Genomic DNA, 26,544 nt, shown 5'->3' with positions numbered 1-26,544 from the left:
AAAAATATTATTTTACAAAAAGGGAGACAAAATGAGATGTTTAAGAAAATTAGTTTTATGTCTGTTTTTTTTCTTTGCTTCTGTTTGTTTTGCACAGGGTGCAGAAGTACAGAAATCACCCATACAGACATTGTCGACGGAAATTCACGAACAGCTGGAAAACTTGAAGCAACAGTCAACGCACTTGACGGAGCAACTTCTTCTAGCAGAGAACGAATTGGAAAGCTCATCGAAACAAGTAGAAGTATTGAAGACGGAATTGAAAAACTTGAATACCTCTTTACAGGCTACGAACGTGAAGTTGAACGATTACAGTGTGACATTGAGCGTATACGAAAAGAAGCTGGCGACCAGAGCGAAGATAATAACGGTAGCGGCGCTGGCACTTACAATGGCGATAATTATACGAATATGTCTGATATTTTTAAGAATCAAACTCAATGTAAAGATTCCTTATTGGCTGAATCTGATTCTTTGAAACAAAAATGACTATATATATAAGCCCGTGAGAATGGCTCAAAACTTTTCTTACTTCGAAAGCGCTGCAGTGGCGCTCTATAAATCAACTCAAGGAAGGAAAAATGACAAAAGAGTTTTTAACAGGTCTTGGACTTACTGAAGAAGTTATTGCCAAGATTCAGGAAGAAAGCGGCAAGGACATTGAACGCGAAAAAGCAAAGTATTCTGACAGGGACACTCTCAAACAGAATCTTGCAGACGCGACTAAAGAACTTGAAGCATTCAAAGCATTGAAGCCGGAAGACTTGCAAAAGCAGATTGCTGAACTTTCGGAAAAGTTAAAAACACAGGAAGCGGATTCTGCAAAACGTATTGCAGAAATGGAAACACAGGCAAAAGTAAAAGACTATCTTTCTGAAAAGAAGTTTGTCAATTCTATTACGAGAGACGCTATTGCAGGTAAACTTGCAGAAGCTCTGAACGGTAACGAAAGCAAGGGCAAAAGTCTTGACGATATTTTTGGCGGACTGATTAAGGACCAGAAGAACATTTTGCTTGATGAAAACAAACCGTCTCCTCCTACTGTACCGAGTATGACGCAGACTGGAGCTGACAGAAAAGATGACGATGTGGCAAGAACACGCGAAATTATGGGATTGCCGCCGTTAAAATAACAGGAGTAAAAAATGGGAAATGCAGTTGCATTGTTCAAGAAGTATATTTCGCTTCTTGATGAAGTTTACAAGAACGCTTCAAAAAGTGCTGTTCTTGATTCAAATGCTGCCAACATCGCAAACGGTGCCGGCGCAAATGAGTTTATTGTTCCGAAAATCTCTATGCAGGGACTTGCGGACTATTCAAGAAATTCGGGTTACGTTGGAGGCGATGTTACGCTTACCAACGAAACTATCAAGGCAAACTTTGACCGCGGCCGTTCGTTTACGATTGACGCTATGGACAATGAAGAAACAGCCGGTGTTGCTTTCGGACGCCTTTCTTCTGAATTCATTCGTGTAAAGGTTGTTCCTGAAATTGACGCTTTCCGTTTTGCTGTGTATGCAGGAAAAGCAGGTAACTCTGCAAAGGGTGTTCTTGCTACCGGTGAAGATGCAATTAAAGCAATCACTGCTGCAATGAGCAAAATGGACGACGATGAAGTTCCGGAAGAAAGCCGCATTCTTTTTGTGACACCAACAATCAAGAGATTGATTGAAGCAATGGACACAACAAAGAGCCGTGAAATTATCGCAAATTTCGGAAGCCGTCTTGTAACTGTTCCGCAGTCAAGATTCTACACGGCAATTGACCAGCTTGACGGTACTACTTCCGGAGAGACCGAGGGCGGTTATGTAAAACACGCGGCTACTGCAGATCCTGAAACTGCCGCCGGTCAGAACATCAACTTTATGATTGTTGAAAAATCGGCAGTCATTCAGTTTGAGAAACACGTTGTTCCTTCTGTTTTCTCTCCGGAAGAAAACCAGAGCGCGGACGGTTGGAAGTTCAATTACAGAAACTACGCTCTCTGCGATGTTTACGAAAACAAGACTGCGGGTATTTATCTGCATTCTGTAGCGTAAGGAGGCTGACCTATGGCGAAAGTTATAGGTCGGGTTTCTGTACCCGGCAAACCGAAAACAAACGGACCTTCCAAGTCTGATGACAAATCGGACAAAGGAAAGAAATAAAAAAAGGAGGCCTTATTTTGGCACAGTTCGACAATGTAAATTATACTTTCTACTCTTCTACTTTGGGGCGGGCTGTTGTTCCGGATGAGGCTTCCTTTGACCTTTACAAGACTGAAAATATTCTTTTTGTAAAAAATCTTGTTGCTGACGGTCTTGTTTTTGAGCGTGAAGAAAACGGGATTGACAGCGCGGTCTGTATGATGTGTGAAGTTGATTACAAGGCTTCTCTTATTGAAAGCGGTAAGGCTGACAATGCGGTTGCTTCTGAAAGTCTTGGCGCTTATTCCTACTCTACCGGCGGAAAAGTTTTTGATTCTTTTGTTGACAAGAATGCAAAGAGCGTTGCCGAGCAGAAAATGAAGTGGCTCCGCCTTTACTGCGATTATGTTCCTGGAGTGAGATAATGGCAAAACTTATTCCCGAAAAATGGCTTTGCGATAGTGTTCTTGCAGAAAAAAGCTGGACTTATGACGAGGATCGGAACAGAGTACCAGTCTCGGAAAATGTGGCGAATGTTGCGGTAACCAATATAAGAAAGACTATTTCTGACGGTAACGGCGGCAAGATTTTTACTGATTCTATGCTTTTGATTTGTGATGGGCGCGCAAAGTGGGCTGACGGCACTTGTTTTGTTCCGGAAGTTGATATGGGAATTACCTGGACCGGCACAAAGTACACTGTTCAAAGTGTTGTTCCGTTTAAGGTAATGGGAGTTATACACCATTATGAGGCTACTCTTGTATGAATAAGCGCAGAATTGTTTTTTCAAATATTAAAGTTGATGTTGATGAAAAGCGCATTATGGAACGTGTGGCAGAAAATGCAACAATGGCACAGAAAGCGCTCGACAGTCAGGTGCTCAAGGATTCCAATTATTTTATTCCTGTTTACACGGGGACGCTCAAAAAGTCTGGAATTATGAATACTGTTCCGGGAAGCGGTAAAGTTATCTGGCACACACCTTATGCAAAAGCGCAATATTATGGAGATGATTTTGACCATTCAAAGCAGGATAACCCGAACGCGTGTTCACGGTGGTTTGAGGCGGCAAAGGCAAGATTTTTGAAAAAATGGAGAAAACTTATAGATGAATACATCTAAAGCACTCAAGGCTATAAAAAAGCATATTGAAAAGTTTGTTCCGGAAAAGATAAAGATTTTCAATGACATGCGTCCGGAAGGTGAAATTGATTCGATTGTGATTTCTGTTCTGCCTGTTTCTGTACAAGCATTTATTGATGATGAAGCGGACGCTCCGGACAGACGCGTAACGTGCAATATAAACTTTTCTGTATGTATGAAAAACGCAACGACGGCGCGAAACCTTGTTGAAAAAATTGTTACTGACTTAAGCGGAATGACGCTTGTAAGTGAAGACGGAAGCGACATTGATTTTGCAGATGAAGTTACTGCACAGTTTTTGGGGACTGATGAAAAAAAGTATTCAACTTATATTACGGCGATAGACTGCCAGTATGATATAAACGAATTGGAGGAATAAAAAAATGGGTGAACTCATTAAAAAACACAAGATTGCGCTTTTTGTAGGTGACACTGCAGAAGGCAAAACTTCGTGGACAAGAATCAGAAAATCAACTGCGTTCAATCTTTCGATGAATCCGGTTACAAATGAATTTGACTACATAGCGGACGAAACACCGACTACGGAACTTGATCACTATGCACCGAGTTTGAACCAGGCTTTGACTATGTACAAAGGCGAACCGGATTATGAAAAGATTTTTCCGAAGTTCTTCAATATGGACGTTGGAAGCGACGCTTCTATGCCTGTTCTTATTGTGTTCTTTCAGGAAGGATTGGATCCCAAAGCAGAAAAACAAACTCACTTTAAGGCTTGGCAGGCACCGAATGCGCGCTTTGTTGCAAACGAACTTGACAGTGTGGCAGGTACTTTGACTTGTGATTTGTACTTTAACGGCGGCATTGAAAAAGGATATGCTACTGTTACTGACGGAACACCGGTCTTTACAGAAGGCTCTTATACTGCTGACGGCAGCGGTTTGTAAAAAAAGTTAAAATTAAAAAAAGTGTAAAAAAGGCTCTCCTGCTTTGTGCCGGAGGGCTTTTTTTGTTTAAAAATGACTATATGTATATGGGATTAATTGACCTTACAAAAGTTGAAAGCAAACAGGCTCAATGCGTATTGATTGACGGCGTAAGTTACGAAATTCAAACTTCGTTCAGGTACGGTCTTATGTTTTACCGTCTTATGGCTGAAAAGAAATATATGAGTGAGTTTATGTTTTTGTATAAGTTTGAAAAACCGAAAGACCTGGTAAAAGGTTTTGAAGCTCTGTATGACTTTTACTGTAAAAAAACTGAATTTCCAAAAGAGACTGGTTCAAACGACGGTGAAAAAGTTTTTGATTACACGGCAGACAGTGATTTGATTTATTCTGCCTTTTTGCAATGTTACGGAATAAATCTTTTGAATGCAGATATGCACTGGTATGAGTTTCGCGCTCTTGTTGCGGGGTTGAAAGACTGCAAGCTGACTGATGTTATAGGTTACAGGAGTTTTAATCCTTATGACAGAACAAAGTATGAAACAACGATGACACGATTGCGCGAGGCGTGGAGTTTGGACGACGAGCTTACTGATGACGAGCAGGATAAACTGGACGCGTTTAATGCGCTGTTTTAGTCGGCAAAGCCTTCGACATCGTCGTCAAGGTGGTTTTTGCACCAATTATAAGCGAGTTTAACAAGGATTGCGGTGATGATTATTGAAATGAAAGTGACCATAATTCACGTTCCTTTTTGGTGTTTTAGTCAATTTTGTTATGCATAAGAAGATAAAGTATGACAATGACAGCAATGCCCGTAAAGAAAATAAAAGAACTCATAGGCAACCTCACTAAAGTGAGTATAGCACAATATAAGGAGAAGTCAAGATAATGGCAGACGATGGAAAAGTAAGCATTGGAACTGAAATTGATACAAGTGGTGCTGAAAAAGGAATAAAAGGATTACAAAAAACACTTTCAAAACTCGCCGACAATAAAATAGCCAAAGGGCTTTCTAATATAGGAGCGACCGTTAGTGGTGTCGGGGTTGCTTTTTCCGGGGTAACAAAGGCAGTTAATAGTGTTGCTTCCGGAATAAAAGCTGTAAATGACGCTTACCGTGTACAGATTGGGGCTGAAACGCAGCTTCAGACGGCGTCACAGAATAATCCTTATCTTGACGGGCAGTCTGTAAAAAATCTTAAAGCGTATGCTTCACAACTGCAGTCTGTTTCTACTTTTGGCGATGAAGAACTTCTTCCTTTTATGGCACAGCTTGCCGCAAGTGGTAGAACGGAACAGGAAATTATGGACATTATGGCCGCTTCAATCAATGTTGCTGCAAGCGGTACTATGAGCCTTGAAAGTGCGGTGCGCAATCTTAACAAGACTTATGGCGGACTTTCAGGAGAACTGGGAGAAAGTATTCCGCAGATAAAAAGCCTTACAACGGAACAGTTAAAGAACGGTGAGGCAGTAAAGGTTATTGCAGGCCAGTACAAGGGCATGGCCGAAAGTGTTGCACAGACAACAGGTTCTTCCCAAAGACTTTCCAATACGTGGGGAGACTTCAAGGAAGCACTTGGAAGAAACTTTGCTCCTGCCGTGGACAATGTAAAAAATTCTGCACAGACACTTCTGACGAATGTTGTTGACGCGATGAACAAGTCTGTTGAAACAAAACAGGCGATTATTGAAGCACAGGCAGAAGGCGTTGAACTTGCAAAGATTCTGGACGGAAAAAACGGCGGAAGCGGAAAGACTGTAGAAGAAGCTGCAAAGGCAGAGAAAGAAGCGAAGGAGAGCGCAAAGAAAGCGGCAAAGGAAGCAAAAAGAGCTGCGGAACAGGCGGCAAAAGAAGCGGCCGCAAGTATTCAGTCAATATTTGCAGAGTCTGCCGGACAGGCACTTCTTAATTCGGGAAAATTTTCTGCTACAGAGATTGAGCACATGGCAGAAGAAATATCGGAAATTTTTGATTCAATGACTTACAATTACATGCCTCAGGACCAGCTTAATGAGCAGAGAATTTCTGATATTGCAAATTTCTATGACATGACCAGAGAGGATGCAGAAAAGCTTGCATATTATAGCGGCGTTATCAAAGCCAATGAAACCGGAAGATATGACGCCATTGTTGAAGAAACAAAAGCAAAGAAAGAACAGCTGGCTCTTGAAAATGAAGCGCAGAAAAAAGCAGAAGAAACTAAAAAGAGCGAGGCAGAAAAGGCACAGGCCCTTGAAACACGCAATGCATACAGGGCAAAGATAGACGCGGCCATTGCAGAAGAAGCCGAAAACATAAGGCGAGAAGAAATCGCGAGTACAGAGCAGATAGATGAGAAAACAAAGGCGCAGAGAAAATATACAGCGGCGATGGCTGTAGTTCTTGATATGATGAAAGACCCGGCTTTCCAGGGAATGAGTTTTGAAGACGCGGTGGGAAGGCGGCTCAAGATAATTCAGGATCTGGGAAAAGCTGCATCCGAAGTTGAAGACACTACAAAAGAGGCTGAACGCAGTGCGGAGGACGTGAAGTCGCAGTATTCCGAAAGTGCACAGCATAAAGCAAAGAAAGCCGCCCTTGAAGCAGACCTTGCCCTTCTTGATGCAGAACTTGATAAAGAAAAGATTACTGCCGAAGAGAAGGCAAAAATTGACAAAGAGTGGGCAGAAGCACACAAGGCAATTCTTAAGGAAATAGAAGATGCAAATAACGAGTCCCTGGACAAGCAAAGGGAAAAGATTTCGGAAGTTGCAGGAGACATTGCAAGTGTAATGCAGCAGACACAGGATATTGTGGACGGTGCCTGCGAAATGATGAGCGACAATATTTCTGCACAGGCGGACCTTGAAACCGCGGAAGCAGAAAAGAAGTATGCCAGCGGCGAACTGAATGAAGAGGAATACTACGACAGGCTGAATGAGATTCAGAAGAAAGCGGCGCAGGAAGAATACAAGGTTAAAATGGCGCAGTGGACTATGAGTGTAGCGACGGCAACAGCCAACATTGCGGAAGGTATTACAAAGGCGCTTGCACAGGGATACCCTATGGGAATTATTAACGGCGCTCTGATTGGAGTGTCCGGGGCGGTACAGCTTGCTTCCCTTGCACAGTCCAAACCTACACCGCCGAAGTTTGCAACGGGTGGTATTGTTCCTGGTACGAGTTACAGCGGTGACAAAGTTCCCGCTATGGTCAATTCGGGCGAAGGTATATTCACGAAGGGACAGATGAAAGCTCTGGGACTTATGGCAGGCCGCGGACAGGGAATGGACATTACAATCAACAACAGCCAGAGCGACAGGGTAAATGCGATTGCCAGACAGAAAAATGACTATTCTGTTGTGATAGACATACTGGATAAACATATAAACGAAGGCTTTATCAACGGTTCATACGACGGCGGAATAGCAGGTATGAATACAAGACAGGCGGGAACGGTGATATTATGAGTGCGATTGCATGGCCTTCGGGCGTTAACAATAAGGCATACGGAGTAACAGTCGGTTATGTGGGCAACACGCAGTCACAGGAATATGACAGCGGCCGCATTGTCACGTATGCGAGGAATACAAGAACAATAAGAAAATTCTCCGTAAAGTTCAGATGGACAAAAGCAGAGAAAAAACTTTTTGACACATGGTTCAGAATAAGTCTGGGCGGTGGTGCCGGAACATTTTTATTCAGGGACCTTTCGGGCGGTGATTATAATACCGAATACAGATTGTCTTCTGTGCCGGAAGGGAGCGGACAGAGATACAATGAATGGGCTATGGAGTTTACGGAAGCATGACGGAAAGAGATATATACGACGCGCTGGACAAAGGCGGTTCTTTTTCACTGCCGTATCTTGTTCAGTTTATTGCGCCGGGCTATGAGACAATTTACCTGGTAAACAACAATGAAGACGTTGTTTATCTGGGCAAGACGTACAAGGCGGCGGCATTCAAATATACACCGCCAAAGGTCAGGGGCGGAGTTGTTCAGGGCGGAAGCCTTGACGTTTCTGTTGCAGACAATTCTCTTTCTGCATGGGCAGATCTTGCGACACATACGATGTCGGTAAATGCTGTCGGCATTCTCAAAAACGGGACTGACGTAGAACCGCTTTCTTTTTACAGACACCAGTACGGAAGCGTTACCATAAACAACGGATACCAGATGCAGATGAGCTTCACGAATGACGACAGACTTTCGATGACGTTTCCGCCGGTGGTATTTGACAACGAAAACAATCCGGGTAATGCGTAATGACGGCAGATATTGACGACCTTATTGGCATTCCGTACAAGGACCACGGAAGAGACCATAACGGCATGGATTGTTACGGCCTTGCGATAGAAGCAGCTGCAAGATTCGGGTACAAGCTGAATGATGTGGTATATGAAAACCACAATGCGGAACTTGCAGACGTGTACGCCCCCACTCTGAATGTACACAGAATAGAAAAACCGCGGGAAGGTGCGCTTCTGGAGATGACGGCGGATAACGGAAACCTGCATATAGGGATCTGTATTAATAATAAAGAATTCATACATGAAACGCGGAACGGAAGCCGCATAAACAGAATCGGGGTACTCCCGGTAAGGAATATTTATGGCATTGATATACGTTTATAACGGAGTCGGCAAAGACTGCGACATTTACAATAATGACGGAAAAATCTGCGACATTGTAAAAGGCATTGATTTAGAAAAAAGTCTTATTATAAGCAAGGGTGAAAAACTTAAGGCAGATTATGTCGCAAAAAAAGATGACGTTATCTTTATTCGCCGTCTGCCGAAAGACCCCGTCACTGCCATTGTCGTTGGCGGTGCGGCGATACTCGGATTCTGCGCATTCGGTACTGCACTCGAGCAGAAAGACAAGAACGACAAAATGCAGGCAGAAATGGACAAACAGGCTGCAGCTGCAAAGGCGGCGGCAGAGACACGCGCGAAGCTTCCTTTTGTCAAAGGTTCAAAAAACCAGATTGCTACAGGCAATACGCTGCCGTTCATTATAGGCAAGACTCTTATGACGCCGTATCTTCTTTCTTCGCCATTCTATACTTTCGGCGGAGCAAACGGTTCAAAGAGTTATTACAATGCAGTCATGGAAATAGGATATGCAAAAACCGCAATCAACAAAATCTCGCTGGGGACGACGGACCTTAAGTCATGGGCTGACGGAAAATTGAGCGGAACGGCCACCATAGCCGAAGGAACATACGGGGACAGTGAAAACCGCGTTGAAATTATACAGAGCGGAAGCTTCACGCTCGATTCGAGGTTCAACGAGAAATGGGTGAGCAACGAACTTAATACAGAAATACCGCACAGATATTTTGACGGATCTGACGCTGATGAAGGTAAGGAGATACAGGAAGAGTGGGAAGCAGGCGTTGTTGAAAATCTTCCGGAACACGCAATGCAGGTTGAAGTTGTAGTTCTTCTTGACGGTTGCCGTAAATATGACGACGGGTGGAAGAATCAGGACATTACGCTTACAGTGGAATACTGTACAGACGCCAGCAATCCTGTATGGGAAAGGTTCTCGAAAGGTTTTAACCAGAACGGGACATACTCGAATACATTCAGTTACAGAACCAAGAAACAGATGCGCTTTGTTGCAACACAGACATTCACCGCGGAACAGGCGTTCGGCTCGAATATGGCTGTAAGGGTAAAACGCACAACGGCGAAAGCTGAAAGCAATGCAAATGACACGATTTACCTTCTTGCCGTACAGACAAAATGCTATGATGCAAAAAAGAGCAGCAAGTCGGCACTGGTTGCGGCAAAGCCTCTCGAAGACAATCTTTCTGACAAGTGTACGCGCATTGCACTGCGCATGATTGCAAACACAAACACTAAAGACAATCTTGACGCCTTCAATGTGACCTGCACTTCCTACGCAAGAACCTGGAACGGAACATCCTGGAGTACAGACAAAACACCGACGCGGAACCTTGCTTCCTGGGTTCTTGAAGTGCTTACGAGTGATACTCATTCACCGAGCAAATACGAAGACTCGGAACTGGATCTGGACTCTTTTGGCGCGTTCTATGAATATTGTAAGTCAAACAATTTTTATGCAGACGGCGCCATTCTTGACGGCACCACAAAGAAGAATACCATTGAGACACTTTTACAGAATGCAAATGCCGCTCTTGTCTATGACCCGTCTACAGGCAAGATTGAAGTTGTAATAGACAGTGCGCGCTCCTATGCGGTTGCACTTCTTAACAGTGACAATATAATCTCGTTCCAGATGAGCAAGGAGTTCAAAAGACAGACAGACGGAAGACGCTGTACTTATCTTAACTCGGATGCAGAATACAGTTCGGACACAGAAACATTCATGCGTGACGGCGGAGATTATGATCCGGCAACAGACACGCTGACCAAGTTGAGCCGTGACTACATTACAACGCACGACCATATTTACAAGTACGCATGGCGCGAAATGGCGGCAGAAAGTGCACAGCCAAGAACCATGACGGTAAACGTGGGCCCTGTCGGTGCATACTATCCTATTTTTGACTGTGTGGACGTACAGCACAAAGCTCTTGCCATAGGACTTGGAAGTACAACAATAAAGAGCGCGGAGTATTCGGGCGGGGTTCTTTCAAAGATTAACCTTGACGGATTTGTAGACTTCCCTACAGACAGCGCATGTGGAATTATCGTGAATGCGTGCGCAGGAACTGAAAGGGGCGTTCTTTATCTTAAGGTAAGCAATGCGGAAGGCACTGCAAGAACCCATACACTTAAGGTTACAAGTAATGTTTCAATAAGCGACAATGTTCTTCCGGGGCATGGCGATACAATATCTTTCGGCCGGCTCGACACTGACGGAGAGTTTACGCAGATAAGAAGCCGCATGAAGATTATGGACGCGGAACCGAACGGACGGAATTATATTCTTACGCTCAAAGATTATGTTCCCGAAATGTACAAATACGGAACAATACCCGCCTATACATCGAATGTAACAAACAGACCCAATAAGACCGGCGGAACAACAGACCAGAGCAATATTCTTGACGGTGTAATAAAGGCTGCCGAACAGGCAGCAGAAAAGGGCGGAATTGATGCGGCGCAGGAAGCCGTCAACGCAATGACCCACGGCAACCATTTTACGAATGTGCACAAAATAGACTTTGACGGAACATCTGTTGACGCTATTCTTGCCAAGGTAGATGAAGCGCTGAAAACTGCCAATTCAATGACAGAAATCAAAGACGAGGATATGAACGTCGTCATGGACGAAGCAAAGACGAGTATATCTACTCTGAAACAGACTGCGACAGAAATATCGGCTACCGTTGCAACAAAGGCTGACCAGTCGGCACTGGATAAAGCGAATACGAATATATCTACTCTGCAACAGACTGCGACAGAAATATCGGCTACCGTTAAGACAAAGGCTGACCAGTCGGACTTGGAAGACGCAAACACAAACATATCTACTCTACAGTCAACAGTTTCTGTACAGAGCTCATACGTTGGTGCTATGGTCCGAGGCGGTGACAAGGAAGGGCATATGTCGCTTTCTCTTGAACTGCCTGTTGTTATTGACTCTGACACGCGTGCCAAAATGGTGAAGAAATCTTCGGAATCGGCTGTTGCGGCAGTGTATGAACAGCTTGCAGACGCGTCGGGCACTGCGATTAAAGGTAGTTACGCAATCAAAGCGAATGCTGACCCGGAGGCGGCAGTCAAGCCACTGTGGGACGCGTGTGTCAAAGGCGGCCTTCTTGCCAGCCAGATTGAACTAACCGCAGACCAGATAAAGGTTGCTGTTGGGGAACTTAATATTGACGCAAAACAGGTTGTATTTAACAACGGCGGAACTTCGACATCGATAATTGACGGCGGGAAAATCAAAACAGATTTGATAGATGTAGATAGTCTTTTCGCACAAAATATCGTTATTGGGTCACAAGGATCTGTAAGAAGTTTTAATTACAATGAATCTCTTGCAGGGTTCAAAATAGATGGAAATGGAAGTTCCGAATTCAATAATGTTAAAGCTGTGAATGGAATATTTACAAATATTGACATAGACGGCAATAGCACATTTAGGGGCAGTATTTCGTCTGAAACTATAATTGCTTCTAATGCAACCCCAGAAGGTGATACAAATATAAAAAACTATGTTTCAACCACTTATGTATGGGCCATAGCGTCTGAATATATAGTCGGAACTCACGGAAGTATGCTTATAAGTAAACAAGGATATTTAGGAGGCGTATATTTTTCAAAATTTAATATAACAAAATCTTTATCGGGGAGATTGTACAGGGCAGAAATAATTTTTTATAATGGCAGCACAGAAATTGGAAGAATCGATGGATACTATAATAATATAACAGGAACTTATAAAGGAACGATTGGGAAGAAATTGCAAATAGGAATAACAACGACGGGAGCCACTCTTAAGTTTATGAATATTCCAACAGCGGCTCCTTCTGTAAATAATTATGTATGGGTAGACAGCAATGGTTTTTTAAGGTTGTCTTAATTTTTTGTAATAATTACAAAATCGGAAACATCCGTAGACGTGTCGTCAAGAAAGCACGTGAACTTGGGATTGGGAGAATAAACATTTGCAGTCCTCTGTTGTTGACCATCCAAAGTTAATGTATAACCGTAAGTGTCACCCAAATAATTTCCTTCTTCACTGATAATTACTTTCTTGCCCAACAGATTTGTAAATGTGTAAGAGTATTTTATTGAATCATGAATGGTAACCAAAGAATCATCATATGAAACAGAAACCCGTGGATTGTTAACAAAAATTAGACGCGGATCTGAATACAAATTTTTTGTTATACTTTCGCCTAAAGCTAACGTATAAGATTCAGCATTATAATTTTCTAACGTAAAAGTAACGGTATGGCTTGAAGAATTTAAGATTTTGGTATCTTTTTTTAATACAGAATCGAAAAGGGAATTACAGGAAACAAGAGAAAACACAACAGAAATTATAGATAAAATAAAATACTTTTTCATAAAAACCTCTTTGAAAATCAAAATCCATTAACTAATATATTTATGTAAATAAACTAAAAAAAATCAAATATTTTATGAAACCCTCTTGACTAATAATATATAACGATATATATTATATACATAAGGAGGTAAAAATGAAAAGACTTCTAAAAATTTGGAAGTTAGCGAACAAGAGCGTTAAAATTATCGCCTTGCTCCTGTTCGCAGTTGCTTGTTTCATCTTCGCTCTGAAGTTGTAACAAGTTGGTGCTAGAGTAAAATCTAGCACCTTTATAATAATTTTTTTTATAAGGAGTTTCAAGTGCATAAAACTAAACTTATTTTAGATTCTATTATTTCAATAATGTTACTTGCATTGTCAATTTCATTTTTGATTTTTGCAATTCAATTTTAATTTATTTGGGCGGATTTTATTCCGCCGTGAAAGGAGTTTTTTTATGACTACAAAAGAAGTATCTGAAAAATATGGTGTCTGTATTGCTTCCGTTGCACGTTGGGCAAAGAATAATGGTGTACAGCGTGGAGAGCCAATTAACGGAATAAGTCCCTTTAACTGGACTGAAGACGACTGCAAACGTTTTGAAAACCGAACAGGCAAAGGTTGGAAAAAAGGTGTTCCCAGAAGTAAGGGAGAATAATCTTGATTTACTATTGACAAAATTAAACAAATAGTATAATATAGAATTATCAAGAGTTGATCAGGAGGTAATAAAATATGACAATCCTTGAAAAAGTTCTTACGGTGTTCGCACTGGTCGAAACAATAACGAACATCGTAAGATTTATTCTTGAGTTGATTGACCGATACAAGAAACGGTAATCAACAAGGGCAAGTTTCGTAGACTTGCCCTTATATTATATTGTTATTTATAAGGAGCGTCAATTATGAGTAATTCGTTACAAATTATTTTGTGTATTTTGTTTGCTTTGTCAACAATATGCACTGTTACAAGAATAATTCTAAAAATTAAGGATAAGAAAAATGGAAACAGTTGAACATAAAAACTGGGGCGGTAAAAGAAGTGGACAAGGCAGACCTAAGGGGAGCCAAACTGCTTCAAAATCAAAAACTGGTTATAATACCGGGCGAATAGTTATATCTTGCCTTGAAAGTGAAGTAGAAGAGATTAAAAAACTCGCGGCGGCTTCTGGCAAGTCAGTAAGTAGATTTATTATTGATTCAATATTAAACTAATCAATTGCCCCGGAATTGCCCGGGGCTTTTTTACACGCACACGCAGTTTGTATGCATATCGGCGTCCAGTGTCTTTGCAAGAAGTTCATATTCTGTATTGGACAATGTGTCGCCGTATGTACGCTGGAGTCCGTCCAGAAGTTTTGCACGGCGCCAGGAATTGTGCCAGAAGACACGGAAGCCGTTTCTGTAACTGATTGAAAGATTGATTTTCTCTCCGCCCCATGAAAGACCGTCTATCTTGAAATCGTGCTCACAGTAAGAGAATATACCGTCATGCCTTGTTGTTACTTCTTTGTGGACTGAAAAGAGGTCTTCAAGGTCAATGTCTGACGGTGGAGTTATGTACCGTTCCTCTTCTTCGAGTGGATCTATTGAAAAGTATTTGTTCCACCATTCGCATATCCATGAAGCTGCTTTGTTTGCTTTTTCTATTGTGTCTATTCCGCGCCTTTTGAACATTATCGGAAGATTAAGCTGCAGAGTCTGCCACATACGCTCAACACGGCCTTTTGCCTCGGGAGAAAGAGCAAAGATTGTCTTTATTCCGAGTTTTTCGCAGATTTTCATGTATTCGGTTTTGTGGTCTTTGGCATATTCAATTCTTTCTTCTACCGACATTTTGGCATTGTTTCTTGCAACAGAAATGAAGTTCCTTGACCAGTCGGTATAGAAGGATTCCGGAAGCACATGCTTTTCTGCCATTTGATGGAAAAGTTCAAAATAAGACATCCTGGATTCGGCAATACTGAAATGGATTCCCAAAAGAGAGTGAGAAGCGTCATCTATTGCGCCCACTGCAGTAACTTTTGTCCCGTCCATAAAGAAATCATAGGGGGTTCCGTCTATCTGGACAAGGCTTCCTTTGTGTTTTCTTTCCGGGCGCGGGCGGTGGCTTGCTTTTGTTGGCTGTGTTTTTCTTGCTTTAGGTGATTTTATTCCGGCTTCTTTTAACGCGGACACTACAACACGCGCAGAACAGTTGATATGGTAGAAGTCTTTTATGTCACGTGCAAAGTTTGCAAAAGTTGCGATACAACCTTCTTCTTTATACAGCTGAACAATTTTATCGCGAATTTCTTGTTTTGCTCTGTTGGGATTATAGTGTAAGCCTGTATGTCCGTTTATAAAACAACTTTCTCCTTCTTTCTTGTATCTGGAAACCAGAACAGAACTGTGCTGTACTGTCATATGAAGGTAATAGGCAAGTTCCTTGTTTGTGATTTTGCCGGCTGCACGAAGCGGAATGTATTTCTTTTTAAGTTCAAGCAGATTCGGTCTTTTCATATTTCCTCCAAAAAAGACCCACCCATCTCATTCTTCGAACGGCTATAGAAAAAACTTTAGTGAATTTTGTCAATTTTAAAAAAAAGGGCTTGACATCAAAATCTGTCAGTATAAAACTTTTTGTTAAAATATCTAAATCTTTGTCTATACAGAAGTTAAGAGAAAATCTTCCCAGCTTATACGGATACGCATAAGACCAAATAAAAGGTCAAAAAAAACAGAACATACCGTCCAGCGGACTTTTTACGGCTACAGGGTCTTTGTTCAAAACGTGGGTGTAAATCATTGTTGTTCTTACGTTAGAATGCCCCAAAAGTTCCTGGACAGTGCGGATGTCGTAGCCGTTTTCTAAAAGATGTGTTGCGAAAGAATGCCGAAATGTGTGGCAGTTTCCCCGCTTGGTGATTCCGGCTTCACGGACCGCATTGTAGACGACACGCTACATGAGGCTTTCGTCAAGATGATACCGCTATTCCCTGCCCGTCTTTTTGTCGTGCCACCGTGATTTCTGGGGAAAGAGCCACTGCCAGCGGAAATCTTTTGCAGCGGTCGGATATTTTTTCGCTATTGAATCATGCAGTTCCACTTCACCGAATCCGTCCTTCAGATCCTGATTATGAATCTTTTTTACCTTTTCCATCTGATTCTGGATTTCCGCTTTCAAAGCACCGGGAAGCATTGTGCACCTGTCTTTGTCGCCCTTCCCTCTTTTATTGAACAAGTGTTTTTATACAGAACTTAGTAACTGGTATTTCCGGGCAATTAAGACAGTTGTTTATCCCGGATATGAAAATGAATCAGAAAACTCTATCTTTCTGCCATTGACATTGCGCGCGGTGAAAAAGTGCTGGACGCAGCATTGAAATACGGTTGGAAAACTTCTGAAAGTTTTTCAACCGTATTCAGCCGTTTTCACGGAACACCGCCGACTTCTGTTAAAGGAGATACTTCCAGAATAAAAGTTTTTATGCCGTTAAAAATTCAGGTTAAAGTAGTCTGAGGAAATGAAATGGACTATAAAATTGATAAAATGGAATCATTCAAGGTAATCGGTTTTAGCCGCGTATTCAATATGAAAACAAGTTATACAGAAATTCCAAAGTTCTGGGACGAGGTTTATGAAAAATATTCAAAGCAGCTCTGCGAAGGTAAAGATCCTCAAACTCCTGTAGAAAAAGCAATCGTAGAAAACCAGATCGGAATGTTCGGAATTTGTATTGAAGACGGCAAAGACGGAAACTTTAATTACATGATTGCAGGTTGTTACAAGGGCGGCGATGTTCCGGCAGAAATGACGACTTACCAGCTTCCGGAATGTGAATGGGCAAAGTTTGAATGTACAGGCCCTATGCCCGGTTCGCTTCAAAGTGTAAATACTGCAATCTTTAATGAATGGCTTCCGACAAACAGCAAGTACAACATCGCCTGCGGTTTGAATATTGAATGGTACAGCCCGGACGGAAAACCAAGCGACTCTGATTACAAAAGCGCCATCTGGATTCCTGTAAAAGAAAAATAAAAAGATTCCGTCATGAAGTGCGCGTAAGCAACGATTGTTGTTAAAACTTTAAATTCTTGTGCAGCTTAAAAAAAACTGTTGCTTCCTGTACGGTTGTTCGTTTTGGGAAACAACAGCGGCCGGTATCAAGCGTGAATATGCCTGTTATTTTGCCGATTGCGCAATTCCACTTGAAAAGAAAAATGACATATTATACACTTATTTTTGGGGGTGTTTTATGTATAATATTTTAAATTTGTCTGTTACATCGGCGGTTCTTTTTGCACTGCCTCTGGTCGTTTCTGTTGTCTGGAAAAAAAAGTTTAAGTCCAAAGTTTCCCTCCGTTATTTTTTTCTTGGCACAGTAGGTTTTATTGTAAGCGCGCGTGTTCTTGAACTGGCTGTACATTACTTCTGCATAATTCAGGATAATGCTGTTTCGCGTTTTATCAATTCAAATACAGCGGCCTTTGTTATTTACGGAATTCTTATGGCGGGAATTTTTGAAGAAGTCGGCCGTTATCTGATTATGATTTTTTTTCTTAAGGACAACCGTACAGAAATCAACGCAATCACTTACGGACTGGGGCACGGCGGAATTGAAGTCTGGATTATTTCACTGGCAGCAACAGTTACTTACCTTTCAGTTTCCATTGCCTTGAGAGCTGGACTTCCGGCTTCTGACTTTGACAATACACCGGGGTTTGAAACAGTTCTTGACACAATTACAAACTTTACAGCCTTCACCGGTTTTCTGTGGGTTCTGGAACGCGTTGTCTGCATGGTACTTCACGTGCTTTTTACGCTTAATGTATTTTATTCCGTGGTTTACAAAAAGATTTCTCTTCTTTTCTTTGCAATCGCAAGCCATGCGGTTGTTGATATAGGAGCTGCGCTGTACCAGAGAAAAGTTTTTCCGCTGGTGGCTTGCGAAGTTTGGCTTCTTGCAGGATGTGCGGCACTTGCCTTTGCAACGCTTTATATACGCAAACGTTTGGCAGTTACCGCACAAAAACAGAATTAGTTGCTGTTTTATAAAATTCCTGATACTAGCTGCGTGCGTCTCCGTCTACATGAAGAATGTCACCTGTAATATATGAAGCCATGTCACTTGCAAGGAATACAAATGCATTTGCTATATCTACAGGTTTTCCTATTCTTCCGAGCGGAATTGTTTTTATAAGCGGTTCAATTACTTCTTTCGGAAGAGCGCTTACCATGTCTGTTTCGGTAATTCCGGGTGCTACGGCATTTACGCGTATTCCCAAAGGCGCAAGTTCCCGCGAAAGAGACAGCGTCATTCCGTTTACTGCAAATTTGCTTGCAGGATACATTACACCTGTTGGCTGCCCGTACATGCTTACCATTGAACTTGTATTTAGAATGACACCCTTTGTTTCCTTTAAATATGGAACAACGGCTTTTGAACATACAAACACAGACTTTATGTTTAAGTTTGAAATCTTGTCGAACTCATCTTCTGTGTAATTCAAAAGCGGTGTACTTGAAGAAATTCCTGCGTTGTTTACAAGAATATCTATCTTTCCGTACTTCGCTTTAACAGCTGCCATCATTTGGGCAACTTCTACTTCCTTACTGAGATTCGGGAAAAATCCCTCTACTTCAAACGCTGCATTTTCGGTCTTGAGCTTGTCCACAGCTTTTACAACTGTTTCTTCACGGCTGCCGCACAGTGCCACTTTTGCGCCGTTAAGCAAAAACTGCCTTACAGTCTCAAACCCGATTCCGCGGGTTCCGCCGGTAACAACGGCCACTTTTCCTTTTAACATAGTACCCCCTGTATGTTGACTTCATTATAAACAAAATTGCCACTTGCGTTAAGATAGCGGCGCGCGCTCATATTTGTTTACGGACAGACACCTTTTTCGTTAAGAACGGCGTGTCCCGACGACACCGTGCCGTTCCCGAACGGCTTCGGCGCTCCGCACCTGCAGATGTTCGGGCCGTCCCGTCGTCGCCGCGCTACGCCTTCATTACGTTAATTTTTTTGTCCGTTAACAAATATGCGTGGGATAACATAGAAGAGCACAAAAAAAAGCCGAAAGACGACGGGGTTACATTTTCGTCTTCCGGCCTAAAAAATCACTCCGCAGAATTTATTCCTGCGAAATAGACAAAATTAATCTGCGCGCTCAGCCACCAAGATATGCCTTTTTTACATCTGCGTTGGAAAGAAGTTCTTCACTTGTTCCCGAAGCAATAATTTCTCCGGTGCTTAGAACGTATCCGCGGTGTGCAAACTCAAGTGCAACCTTTGCGTTTTGTTCAATAACCAGAAGCGTCATGTTTTCCTGGTCATTGAGTCTTTTTAACGCGCGGAACATTTCGTACATAAGCTTTGGTGCAAGTCCCATGCTGGGCTCATCAAGCATAATAAAATGGCAGTCAGTCATAAGCGCACGGCCTACTGCAAGCATCTGCTGTTCACCTCCCGAAAGAAGTTCACTTCTCTGTTTTCTGCGTTCGTAAAGCCTTGGAAAAAGATCGTAAACCAAATCGTAAAGTTCTGAAGTTCTTGCATCGTGACCTACATCATGGCGGCGTCCGTAAGTTGCCATCTGAAGATTTTCAGCAACGCTCAGGTTACCAAAAATATGTCTTCCTTCAGGAACAAGACACATCATCTTGTTCTGGATAAGCACATGGGGTTCGGTCTTAAGAATACTCTTTCCTTCAAACAGAATGTCCCCTTCTTTTACAGTCGGTGCTTCAGGCTTGGACAGTCTTGAAAGTGACAGCAGTGTAGAAGTTTTTCCGGCTCCGTTTGCGCCTATAAGAGTAACAATTTCTCCCTTATCTACATTAAACGAAATTCCGTGAAGAGCTTCGATATTTCCGTATGAAACTTTTAAATCTTTTACTTCAAGCAGCATATTTTGCCTCCATGGAACTTAAATCTCTTCGTTTCCGAGATAAGCCTTGATTACAGCCGGATTATTGCGGATTTCTTCAGGTGTTCCCTGAGCAATTTCCTTTCCAAAGTCCACAACCTGAATCTGGCTGCACAAAGTCATGATAACCTGCATCTGGTGTTCAATCATCCAGATTGTAATTCCGAATGTATCATGAATCCATTTAATGTACTCAATAAGTCCGTCCAAATCTGTTGTACTCAAACCTGCAGCCGGCTCGTCCAAAAGAAGAAGCTTTGGGTTAAGGCTTAGTGCACGCGCAATTTCTACACGGCGCTGGATTCCATACGGAAGATTCTTTGGATAATCAAGTGCAGAATCAGCAAGATTAAACTTTTCAAGAAGTTCCCATGCTGAATCGTAAATGCGCTTTTCATTTTCCTTGAATTTTTTTGAGTTCAGAAAAACGTCTTTGATTGTATAGCCGAGTTTTGAATGCTGGGCAATGCAGATGTTGTCAAGAACAGTCATGTCGCTCCAAAGGCGAATGTTCTGGAAAGTTCTTCCAATCTGCAGTTCGGCAATTTTATGCGGCTTAAGACCGTTTATTCTTGTACCGTCAAGAATTATGTCTCCTTCAGACGGAACATAGAATCCGCTTACAAGATTGAATACCGTTGTCTTTCCTGCACCGTTCGGACCGATAAGACCGGCAATTTCTCCTTTTGTAAGTTCAACGTTTATGTCGGTAAGGGCCTGAAGTCCGCCGAATCTGTGTGTAAGGTGATTTATTTTAAGCAAAGGTTCAGACACTTGCGGCCTCCTTCTGTTGTCTTCTTACATGATTTGAATTCTGCGCAAACAGTTTCCTGAGTTTGGGGAATACCTGGGTAAGTTCTTTTGTTCCCATAATTCCTTCAGGATGGAATTCCATTATAAGAATAAGAATCAGCGGAATAATTACCCACTTAAGAATCTGGGCAGGTCTTAAAAGTTCAAGCAGAATTGTAAACACAACCGCAGAAAGTACGGAACCGCTCAGACTTCCCATTCCGCCAAGGTAAACCATAACAAGACTTTCTGTTGACTTCATTATTCCGAATGATGCCGGGTTAATGAAACCAAGGAGATGTGCAAAAAGGCCACCTGCAATTCCGGCCAGGAAAGATGAGAATGTAAATGCAATGAGTTTCATATTGTTTGTGTTTACGCTCATAATCTCGGCAGAAATCTCATCGTAACGTACAGCGCTTATTCCTTTTCCCAAAGTTGAACTCATAAGGAAATGAATTGAAACTACGGCAACCACAGCAAAAATCATTCCCCAGACAAGAATCCACGGAATATCTATTACATCTGCCATTCCGTTCATGACACTTCTCATTCCCATAAGTCCGCGGCTTGCACCTACGATTGGAATGTTATTGAGCGCGGTGGTTATAATAAAGTTTGCGGCAACTGTAATGATTGCAAGATAGTCATCGCGTGTCTTAAAAGAAGGGATTGCAACTATAAGGCTCACCAGCATTGAAGCAAGTCCGCCTATAATAATGCAGATCGGGAATCCTATAAGAGCAAGGCCTTCAGGAAGAAGTCCTGTTCCGGTAATTGCGTTTCCGTCCTTGAACAAAATAAGTCCAAGTACAGAAGATACGTATGCACCTACAGCCATGAATCCGCCGTGACCGCATGAAAATTCCCCCATGTAGCCGTTGACGATATTAAGGCTGGCAGACATTATTATGTTTATACAGATTGTCGTTAGTATTGTCTGAAAATAATTGTTTATTAAATCCAGTTTTGCAAGTACGGTAATTATTACAATCGAAACAACCGTCATTACCGGAAATATGTATTTTCTTTGCTTATTTGTCATTTTTATTCTCCCGGCTGAACTAAATCTTTGTACTCTTTGCAATACCAAAGAATCCCGTCGGCTTAATCGTAAGAATTACAAGAAGAATCACAAACGAAACCAAATCCTTGTAGCTTGAAGGCAGGAAGGCAGTAACGAAAATCTCGATAAATCCAAGCATGAATCCGCCAAGGAATGCACCCTTAATGTCACCGATTCCGCCTACAACAGCTGCAATAAAGGCCTTCCATCCTATTATCATTCCCATGTACGGGTCCAGAACAGGATATGACATACCAAAAAGAATTCCGGCAATTGCGGCAAGTGCAGAACCGAGCGCAAATGTAAATGTAATTACTGCGTTAAGTGGAATTCCCATAAGCGGAATCGCAAACTTGTCATAAGAAATTGCGCGCATTGACATTCCGATTGTTGTCTTCTGTACAATAAACTGAAGCACTCCAAAAACGACGACCGCGCTTACTATAACAAGAACCTTAAGGCTGGTGATTGTAACCGGTCCTATGTTCCAGACATGCTTTGGAAGAATATCAGGGAAACTTCTGGAACTTGCACCAAGAACTGCAAGGTTTCCGTTTTCAAGAATAAATCCTATCATAAGAGCGGTAATAACGACGTAAAGACGATTGGCGCCCTTAGCCCTCAAAGGCCGGTATGCGACACGCTCAATTCCCACTCCAAGAAGAGCTGTAAGTCCCATAGTCGCGACAAGTGTTATTATAAAAAGCGGAATTCCCGAAAGCCCCGCAAAATGTGATGTGAGCAGCGCTACTACAAAAAATGCAATGTAGCAGGATGTCATAAAAATATCGCCGTGTGCAAAGTTTATAAGACGCAGAACGCCGTAAACAAGACAATAGCCCAAGGCAATCATTGAATAGAAGCTACCCCATTGTAGAGCATTGAATATATTCTGAATGAAGTATGACAGCATTCCTAACCCCCTATTAAAAAACATCATGGAAATTGCACGACCGGAACAAGGCTTTTGAAAACCGGCCGTGCAAATACTTTTCTTATTTACAAACTGTATCTTTTTACGATCACGGCTTGAGGCTCTTTACGAAAGTGAATTCTCCCTTGGGTGAAACCTGAACAACAACAGCTTCCTTAATCGGGTCTCCATCCGGAGTAAAGGTCATCTTTCCTGTAAGTCCTTCGTAGTCAGTAATCTTTCCGAGTGCATCCTTGATTGCAGTGCGATCCTTCTTGAGGTTGCCTGTAATTCCGCAGTCCTGGATTGCCTTAAGAATAAGCATTGTTGCATCGTAAGAAAGTGCTGCTACATCATCAGGAACGTATCCGTAGAGTTCCTTGTACTTGTCAATGAATTCCTTTGTCTTTCCCTTTGCACCGGCAGCAGCATAGTGTGTTGTAAAGTAATAGCCTGTTACAGCACCCTTACTGAGCGGGAACAAATCTGCAGAACCCCATGAGTCAGAACCCATACAGGGCTTGTCCCATCCAAGGTCCTTTGCCTGGTTTGTAATAAGTGCAACGTGGTTGTAGTAGTCAGGAAGATAAAGCATTTCTGCATCTGAGTTTACAATTTTTGTAAGCTGAACAGAAAAGTCCTGGTCTTTCTGTCCGAAGCTTTCAAATACAACTACAGAACCGTAATTCTTTTCCCATGATGCCTTGAAAAGTTCAGCGAGAGTTTTGCAGTAGTCATCTTCGAGGTTGTAAAGAATGGCAACCTTTTTGCAGCCGAACTGCTCGCTGGCAAACTTTGCAGCAACAGGAGCCTGGAACGGATCAAGAATACATGCGCGGAAAACATAAGGTCTGTCTTTTGTAACAGCAGGGTTTGTTGCCCACGGTGAAACCATCGGTGTCTTTTCTTCGTTGTTAATTTCACCTGCAGGAATAGCACGTCCGGAACCATCAGGTCCTACAACGGCAAGAACTTTGTCCTGCTGGATAAGTTTGTATGCACTCTGGATTGCTGAATCGGGCTTAAGTTCGTTGTCTGCATAAACAAAGTCGAGCAGATATTTCTGTCCCTTTACTTCAAGACCGCCGGCAGCATTGATTTCATTCTTGATCATTTCACCGGCACATTTTGAACCCTCACCTACTTTTGGAGAGTCTCCTGTAAGAGGAATATTGAATCCAATTTTGATTGTCTTGTTTTTTTTAGCGGCAAAGGCTCCGCCCACGGCGATTCCGGCCATAAGACCGAATGCAAGGATTTTTTCGATTTTTTTCATAATCAGCTCCTCAGTTTGCGAAGAGCCGAATTAACAAAGCCCTTCGCGAGTTAAACTGCCATACGGCAATTTAGTCTGCAACGGCTTTGTTGCTTACCTTTCTTTGTTTTAATTTATTGCACGATTTTTTTCAACCTTGCAAAACAAAAAAAAAGCATTTCTTATTGTAAAATTCGGAAATCATTCACAAAATAAATGAACTCCCGGATTTTACTTATATTTTTTTCACAGCTTGAATTTTCCCGTAAGAGAATTCAAAAGTTCGACACCGCGGTTATTTTCAGACGAATCTTCGCCAATAACGTCCATTGCTTTTCCAATATCGCTTACAGCACTTGAAATTGCATTTGAATTATCAAGCACCTGCGCCGAAACAGACGTAAGTTTTTTCATCTCGGTAATAATCGTCGTCGTTCCTTCTTTCATTTCAACAGAACCGTCACGTATTTCTACAGTAGCATTCTGCATTTCTTCAAGTGCATCTATAATCTGTTTGCTGCCTTCTGACTGTTCACGCATGGCAAAACCAATCTGGCCCACAATTTCTTTTGTTCCGCCTATATGTGCAGTTACGTCATCAAATGCATGTTCAGCACCGGCAGAAGCATCTACAATCGCTTTTATATTTTTTACAACGCTCTTGAGTTCTTCTGCAATAACCTTTGACTGTGCCGAAGAATTTTCTGCAAGCTTTCGTATCTCATCTGCAACAACAGAAAATCCCTTTCCCGCTTCCCCTGCATGCGCTGCTTCAATAGCCGCGTTCATTGCAAGAAGATTTGTCTGCGAGGCGATAGCGTTAATCAGTTTGTTTGTTTCCAAAAGATGGGAAGACTGTCCCGAAACTTCGCCTACAATTTTCTGCACTTTCTGAATTCCAGACTTTCCTACAAGAGAAACCTGCTCAAGCGTACTTACACTTTCTTCGGCCTTTCCCAAAGTTGCGGTTATCGAAGAAATATTGGAAACCATCTGGTTTACTGCCGCAGAAGATTTTGAAATAGCCTGAATTTCTTCTTCGATTCTTCCGGTAAGAAGACCTATGTTTTTTGAAATCTGCTCGATTGTTCCCGCGGTTTCTTCACTGGCCGCACTCTGTTCCTGCGACTGGAATTTAAGATCCTCAACACTCGAAGAAATTTTCTGCATACTCAGTTTAATTTCGCCGGTTCTGTTTTCAAGATCTTTTGAAACATCGGACATTTTTTCTGACTCATTGCGCAGACTCAGAATCATTCCGTGGAGACTGTCCATAAAAGTATTGAAGAAGCGTGCAATATCTCCTATTTCATCATGAGACTTTGCAGTAAGCCTTCGCGTAAGGTCGCCTTCCCCTTCAGAAATATCGCGTATGGCAAACGAAGTTTTTACCAGCGACTTTGACATAAGTCGTCCCAGAACAAAGGCCGCCGCTACTGCAACAAGCGCAATTATAATTCCAAGAAGCAGAGCACGCTGGCGCAAAGTGTATGCAACACTGAATATTTTTTTCTGCGGAACAAGAAGATACACATTATAGTCTGTTCCTTCCACAGAACTTCTGGTCATAAAATAATCTTTGTTTTTGTAGCGGAATTTTTCACCACCTTCTACAACAGAACTTTCAGGTGACGAAAGTTTTGTCATGGCTGCATCAATTTCTGAAGGAAGACTTGTTCTGAGCACCAGTCCCTTGTCAGAAAGAGCACTGTCCTTGTATTTGCTAACAGCCGTATCGTACGCATACCGCGTCATGACAGTTCCGCCGCTTTCGGTAATTATAAGTTCAGCCTCGTTGCCGAAACTTTCCTTAAAATCAGAAAGCATATTGCTATAAAAACTTTCGAGTTGCCGGGTAGTAACTGCAATTCCAAGAATTCCGTTTACATTGTCATCACCGTCCATAATTGTTGAACCAACAATAAACATTTTGCTTCCGTCAAAAAAAGCAATAAAGAGTTCAGACACCAGAGTCATTTCACGGTTAATAATGTTATCTTTTACCAGACGCTTGAAGTAATCGTGCGAACTTACATTTTTAGGCTGTGACAGAGGATCGGAATCATTTTTAGTAATAAGAAAATTCTGTGCCGGGTTTCCCTGTGCCCCTGTATACAAGAAAGAACCGTCGGTATTGGCAATAAAAAACCCGCTTATATCGCTGTGGGCAGACGCAGCTTTTGTAAGAATAGGTTTCAGTTCCTGCCAGTTTTTTCCCTTAACGACAGGAATGCGGCTCAATAGAGATGCAGAATTCCGCCAGCCGTCAAAATAGCGCGAAAGTTCATTTGCAAACGATGAAGTATATTTTGCAACGCTGGAAGTTCCGGTTGCATAAATTGCAGAATTGATATTTTTGTACAAAAGAAACATTCCGACAGCAAACGGAATAAGCGAAACGCCCAAAAATCCAACCGCAAGTTTTTTCTTAAGTTTCATTTTCCAACTC

At 42.1% G+C, this 26,544-nt stretch carries 28 protein-coding genes and 1 pseudogene; 18 read left to right on the top strand and 11 right to left on the bottom strand.

Features of this window, described 5'->3' with window-relative positions:
- The first annotated feature begins 36 nt into the window (after positions 1 to 36).
- From IWA51_RS01540 to IWA51_RS01475, 14 genes are all read left to right on the top strand, one after another.
- Entirely contained in the window at positions 37 to 489 is a 453-nt protein-coding gene (locus tag IWA51_RS01540) for a hypothetical protein (protein WP_215905252.1), read from the top strand.
- A gap of 92 nt (positions 490 to 581) precedes the next feature.
- Positions 582 to 1,133 carry a phage scaffolding protein gene (locus IWA51_RS01535; RefSeq protein WP_198441906.1) on the top strand — a complete coding sequence of 184 codons (552 nt, stop codon included), beginning with the start codon at positions 582 to 584 and terminating at the stop codon, positions 1,131 to 1,133.
- Between the two features lie 12 nt (positions 1,134 to 1,145).
- On the top strand, positions 1,146 to 2,039 hold the full coding sequence (locus IWA51_RS01530; RefSeq protein WP_198441905.1) for a hypothetical protein: 894 nt from the start codon (positions 1,146 to 1,148) through the stop codon (positions 2,037 to 2,039).
- 125 nt (positions 2,040 to 2,164) lie between these two features.
- Positions 2,165 to 2,551, top strand: a complete 387-nt coding sequence (locus IWA51_RS01525; RefSeq protein WP_198441904.1) for a hypothetical protein — start codon at positions 2,165 to 2,167, stop codon at positions 2,549 to 2,551.
- Positions 2,551 to 2,892, top strand: a complete 342-nt coding sequence (locus IWA51_RS01520; protein ID WP_198441903.1) for a hypothetical protein — start codon at positions 2,551 to 2,553, stop codon at positions 2,890 to 2,892. Before IWA51_RS01525 ends, IWA51_RS01520 begins: the two co-directional genes overlap by 1 nt.
- Positions 2,889 to 3,248: a minor capsid protein gene (locus IWA51_RS01515; RefSeq protein ID WP_198441902.1), complete on the top strand. Its 360-nt coding sequence runs from the start codon at positions 2,889 to 2,891 to the stop codon at positions 3,246 to 3,248. Before IWA51_RS01520 ends, IWA51_RS01515 begins: the two co-directional genes overlap by 4 nt.
- Positions 3,235 to 3,648, top strand: a complete 414-nt coding sequence (locus tag IWA51_RS01510; protein ID WP_198441901.1) for a hypothetical protein — start codon at positions 3,235 to 3,237, stop codon at positions 3,646 to 3,648. Before IWA51_RS01515 ends, IWA51_RS01510 begins: the two co-directional genes overlap by 14 nt.
- A gap of 4 nt (positions 3,649 to 3,652) precedes the next feature.
- Positions 3,653 to 4,174: a hypothetical protein gene (locus tag IWA51_RS01505; RefSeq protein ID WP_198442892.1), complete on the top strand. Its 522-nt coding sequence runs from the start codon at positions 3,653 to 3,655 to the stop codon at positions 4,172 to 4,174.
- Positions 4,175 to 4,254: 80 nt separating this feature from the next.
- Entirely contained in the window at positions 4,255 to 4,812 is a 558-nt protein-coding gene (locus IWA51_RS01500) for a Gp15 family bacteriophage protein (RefSeq protein WP_215905257.1), read from the top strand.
- A gap of 253 nt (positions 4,813 to 5,065) precedes the next feature.
- Complete coding sequence (locus IWA51_RS01495) at positions 5,066 to 7,630, top strand: hypothetical protein (RefSeq protein WP_198442890.1); 2,565 nt, start codon at positions 5,066 to 5,068, stop codon at positions 7,628 to 7,630.
- Complete coding sequence (locus IWA51_RS01490; RefSeq protein ID WP_198441897.1) at positions 7,627 to 7,971, top strand: hypothetical protein; 345 nt, start codon at positions 7,627 to 7,629, stop codon at positions 7,969 to 7,971. The genes IWA51_RS01495 and IWA51_RS01490 overlap by 4 nt, the downstream gene beginning before the upstream one ends.
- Positions 7,968 to 8,429, top strand: coding sequence for a hypothetical protein (locus IWA51_RS01485; RefSeq protein ID WP_198441896.1), 462 nt, complete (start codon positions 7,968 to 7,970; stop codon positions 8,427 to 8,429). The genes IWA51_RS01490 and IWA51_RS01485 overlap by 4 nt, the downstream gene beginning before the upstream one ends.
- A complete protein-coding gene (locus IWA51_RS01480) occupies positions 8,429 to 8,797 on the top strand; it encodes an NlpC/P60 family protein (RefSeq protein ID WP_198441895.1) in 369 nt (122 codons plus the stop codon). The genes IWA51_RS01485 and IWA51_RS01480 overlap by 1 nt, the downstream gene beginning before the upstream one ends.
- Positions 8,775 to 12,686 (top strand): phage tail protein, encoded by a 3,912-nt coding sequence (locus tag IWA51_RS01475; protein WP_198442889.1) that lies wholly within the window; start codon positions 8,775 to 8,777, stop codon positions 12,684 to 12,686. Before IWA51_RS01480 ends, IWA51_RS01475 begins: the two co-directional genes overlap by 23 nt.
- On the opposite strand, the gene IWA51_RS01470 is transcribed toward IWA51_RS01475, so the two are convergent.
- Positions 12,683 to 13,177 (bottom strand): hypothetical protein, encoded by a 495-nt coding sequence (locus tag IWA51_RS01470; RefSeq protein WP_198442888.1) that lies wholly within the window; start codon positions 13,175 to 13,177, stop codon positions 12,683 to 12,685. The two genes, IWA51_RS01475 and IWA51_RS01470, sit on opposite strands and share 4 nt — an antisense overlap.
- 437 nt (positions 13,178 to 13,614) lie before the next feature.
- Between IWA51_RS01470 and IWA51_RS01465 the strand changes: the two genes are divergently transcribed.
- On the top strand, positions 13,615 to 13,815 hold the full coding sequence (locus IWA51_RS01465) for a DNA-binding protein (RefSeq protein ID WP_198442887.1): 201 nt from the start codon (positions 13,615 to 13,617) through the stop codon (positions 13,813 to 13,815).
- Between the two features lie 344 nt (positions 13,816 to 14,159).
- Positions 14,160 to 14,372 carry a ribbon-helix-helix domain-containing protein gene (locus IWA51_RS01460; protein ID WP_198442886.1) on the top strand — a complete coding sequence of 71 codons (213 nt, stop codon included), beginning with the start codon at positions 14,160 to 14,162 and terminating at the stop codon, positions 14,370 to 14,372.
- Positions 14,373 to 14,402: 30 nt separating this feature from the next.
- Here IWA51_RS01460 and IWA51_RS01455 read toward each other — a convergent pair whose 3' ends face one another.
- The 3 genes and pseudogenes from IWA51_RS01455 to IWA51_RS01445 all read right to left on the bottom strand — a co-directional run bounded on the left by IWA51_RS01455 (position 14,403) and on the right by IWA51_RS01445 (position 16,380).
- Positions 14,403 to 15,659 (bottom strand): hypothetical protein, encoded by a 1,257-nt coding sequence (locus tag IWA51_RS01455; RefSeq protein WP_198442885.1) that lies wholly within the window; start codon positions 15,657 to 15,659, stop codon positions 14,403 to 14,405.
- Between the two features lie 208 nt (positions 15,660 to 15,867).
- Positions 15,868 to 16,077 (bottom strand): annotated as a pseudogene (locus IWA51_RS01450) (tyrosine-type recombinase/integrase); the annotation flags it as partial.
- A gap of 51 nt (positions 16,078 to 16,128) precedes the next feature.
- A complete protein-coding gene (locus IWA51_RS01445; RefSeq protein ID WP_198442884.1) occupies positions 16,129 to 16,380 on the bottom strand; it encodes a site-specific integrase in 252 nt (83 codons plus the stop codon).
- 288 nt (positions 16,381 to 16,668) lie between these two features.
- On the opposite strand from IWA51_RS01445, the gene IWA51_RS01440 reads away from it, so the two are divergent.
- Both IWA51_RS01440 and IWA51_RS01435 read left to right on the top strand, forming a co-directional pair.
- On the top strand, positions 16,669 to 17,178 hold the full coding sequence (locus tag IWA51_RS01440) for a GyrI-like domain-containing protein (RefSeq protein ID WP_198442883.1): 510 nt from the start codon (positions 16,669 to 16,671) through the stop codon (positions 17,176 to 17,178).
- Between the two features lie 217 nt (positions 17,179 to 17,395).
- On the top strand, positions 17,396 to 18,181 hold the full coding sequence (locus tag IWA51_RS01435) for a YhfC family intramembrane metalloprotease (protein WP_198442882.1): 786 nt from the start codon (positions 17,396 to 17,398) through the stop codon (positions 18,179 to 18,181).
- 25 nt (positions 18,182 to 18,206) lie between these two features.
- Here IWA51_RS01435 and IWA51_RS01430 read toward each other — a convergent pair whose 3' ends face one another.
- The 7 genes from IWA51_RS01430 to IWA51_RS01400 all read right to left on the bottom strand — a co-directional run bounded on the left by IWA51_RS01430 (position 18,207) and on the right by IWA51_RS01400 (position 26,534).
- A complete protein-coding gene (locus IWA51_RS01430) occupies positions 18,207 to 18,947 on the bottom strand; it encodes an SDR family NAD(P)-dependent oxidoreductase (RefSeq protein ID WP_198442881.1) in 741 nt (246 codons plus the stop codon).
- A 363-nt stretch (positions 18,948 to 19,310) separates the two neighbouring features.
- A complete protein-coding gene (locus tag IWA51_RS01425) occupies positions 19,311 to 20,051 on the bottom strand; it encodes an ABC transporter ATP-binding protein (protein ID WP_198442880.1) in 741 nt (246 codons plus the stop codon).
- An 18-nt stretch (positions 20,052 to 20,069) separates the two neighbouring features.
- The gene (locus tag IWA51_RS01420; RefSeq protein ID WP_198442879.1) at positions 20,070 to 20,843 is read right to left on the bottom strand and encodes an ABC transporter ATP-binding protein; all 774 of its coding nucleotides are present in this window, start codon (positions 20,841 to 20,843) and stop codon (positions 20,070 to 20,072) included.
- Complete coding sequence (locus IWA51_RS01415) at positions 20,836 to 21,906, bottom strand: branched-chain amino acid ABC transporter permease (protein ID WP_198442878.1); 1,071 nt, start codon at positions 21,904 to 21,906, stop codon at positions 20,836 to 20,838. Before IWA51_RS01415 ends, IWA51_RS01420 begins: the two co-directional genes overlap by 8 nt.
- Before the next feature lie 19 nt (positions 21,907 to 21,925).
- Positions 21,926 to 22,840: a branched-chain amino acid ABC transporter permease gene (locus IWA51_RS01410; RefSeq protein ID WP_198442877.1), complete on the bottom strand. Its 915-nt coding sequence runs from the start codon at positions 22,838 to 22,840 to the stop codon at positions 21,926 to 21,928.
- Between the two features lie 109 nt (positions 22,841 to 22,949).
- Positions 22,950 to 24,116: an ABC transporter substrate-binding protein gene (locus tag IWA51_RS01405; protein WP_198442876.1), complete on the bottom strand. Its 1,167-nt coding sequence runs from the start codon at positions 24,114 to 24,116 to the stop codon at positions 22,950 to 22,952.
- Positions 24,117 to 24,341: 225 nt separating this feature from the next.
- A complete protein-coding gene (locus tag IWA51_RS01400; protein ID WP_198442875.1) occupies positions 24,342 to 26,534 on the bottom strand; it encodes a methyl-accepting chemotaxis protein in 2,193 nt (730 codons plus the stop codon).
- Positions 26,535 to 26,544: the final 10 nt, after the last annotated feature.

Origin of the sequence: Treponema peruense (assembly GCF_016117655.1) — a bacterium.
In the GTDB taxonomy this organism is placed as follows: Bacteria; Spirochaetota; Spirochaetia; order Treponematales; family Treponemataceae; genus Treponema_D; species Treponema_D peruense.
Note: the sequence above shows the minus strand (reverse complement) of the source record. Positions and strands in the feature narration are given on the sequence as shown.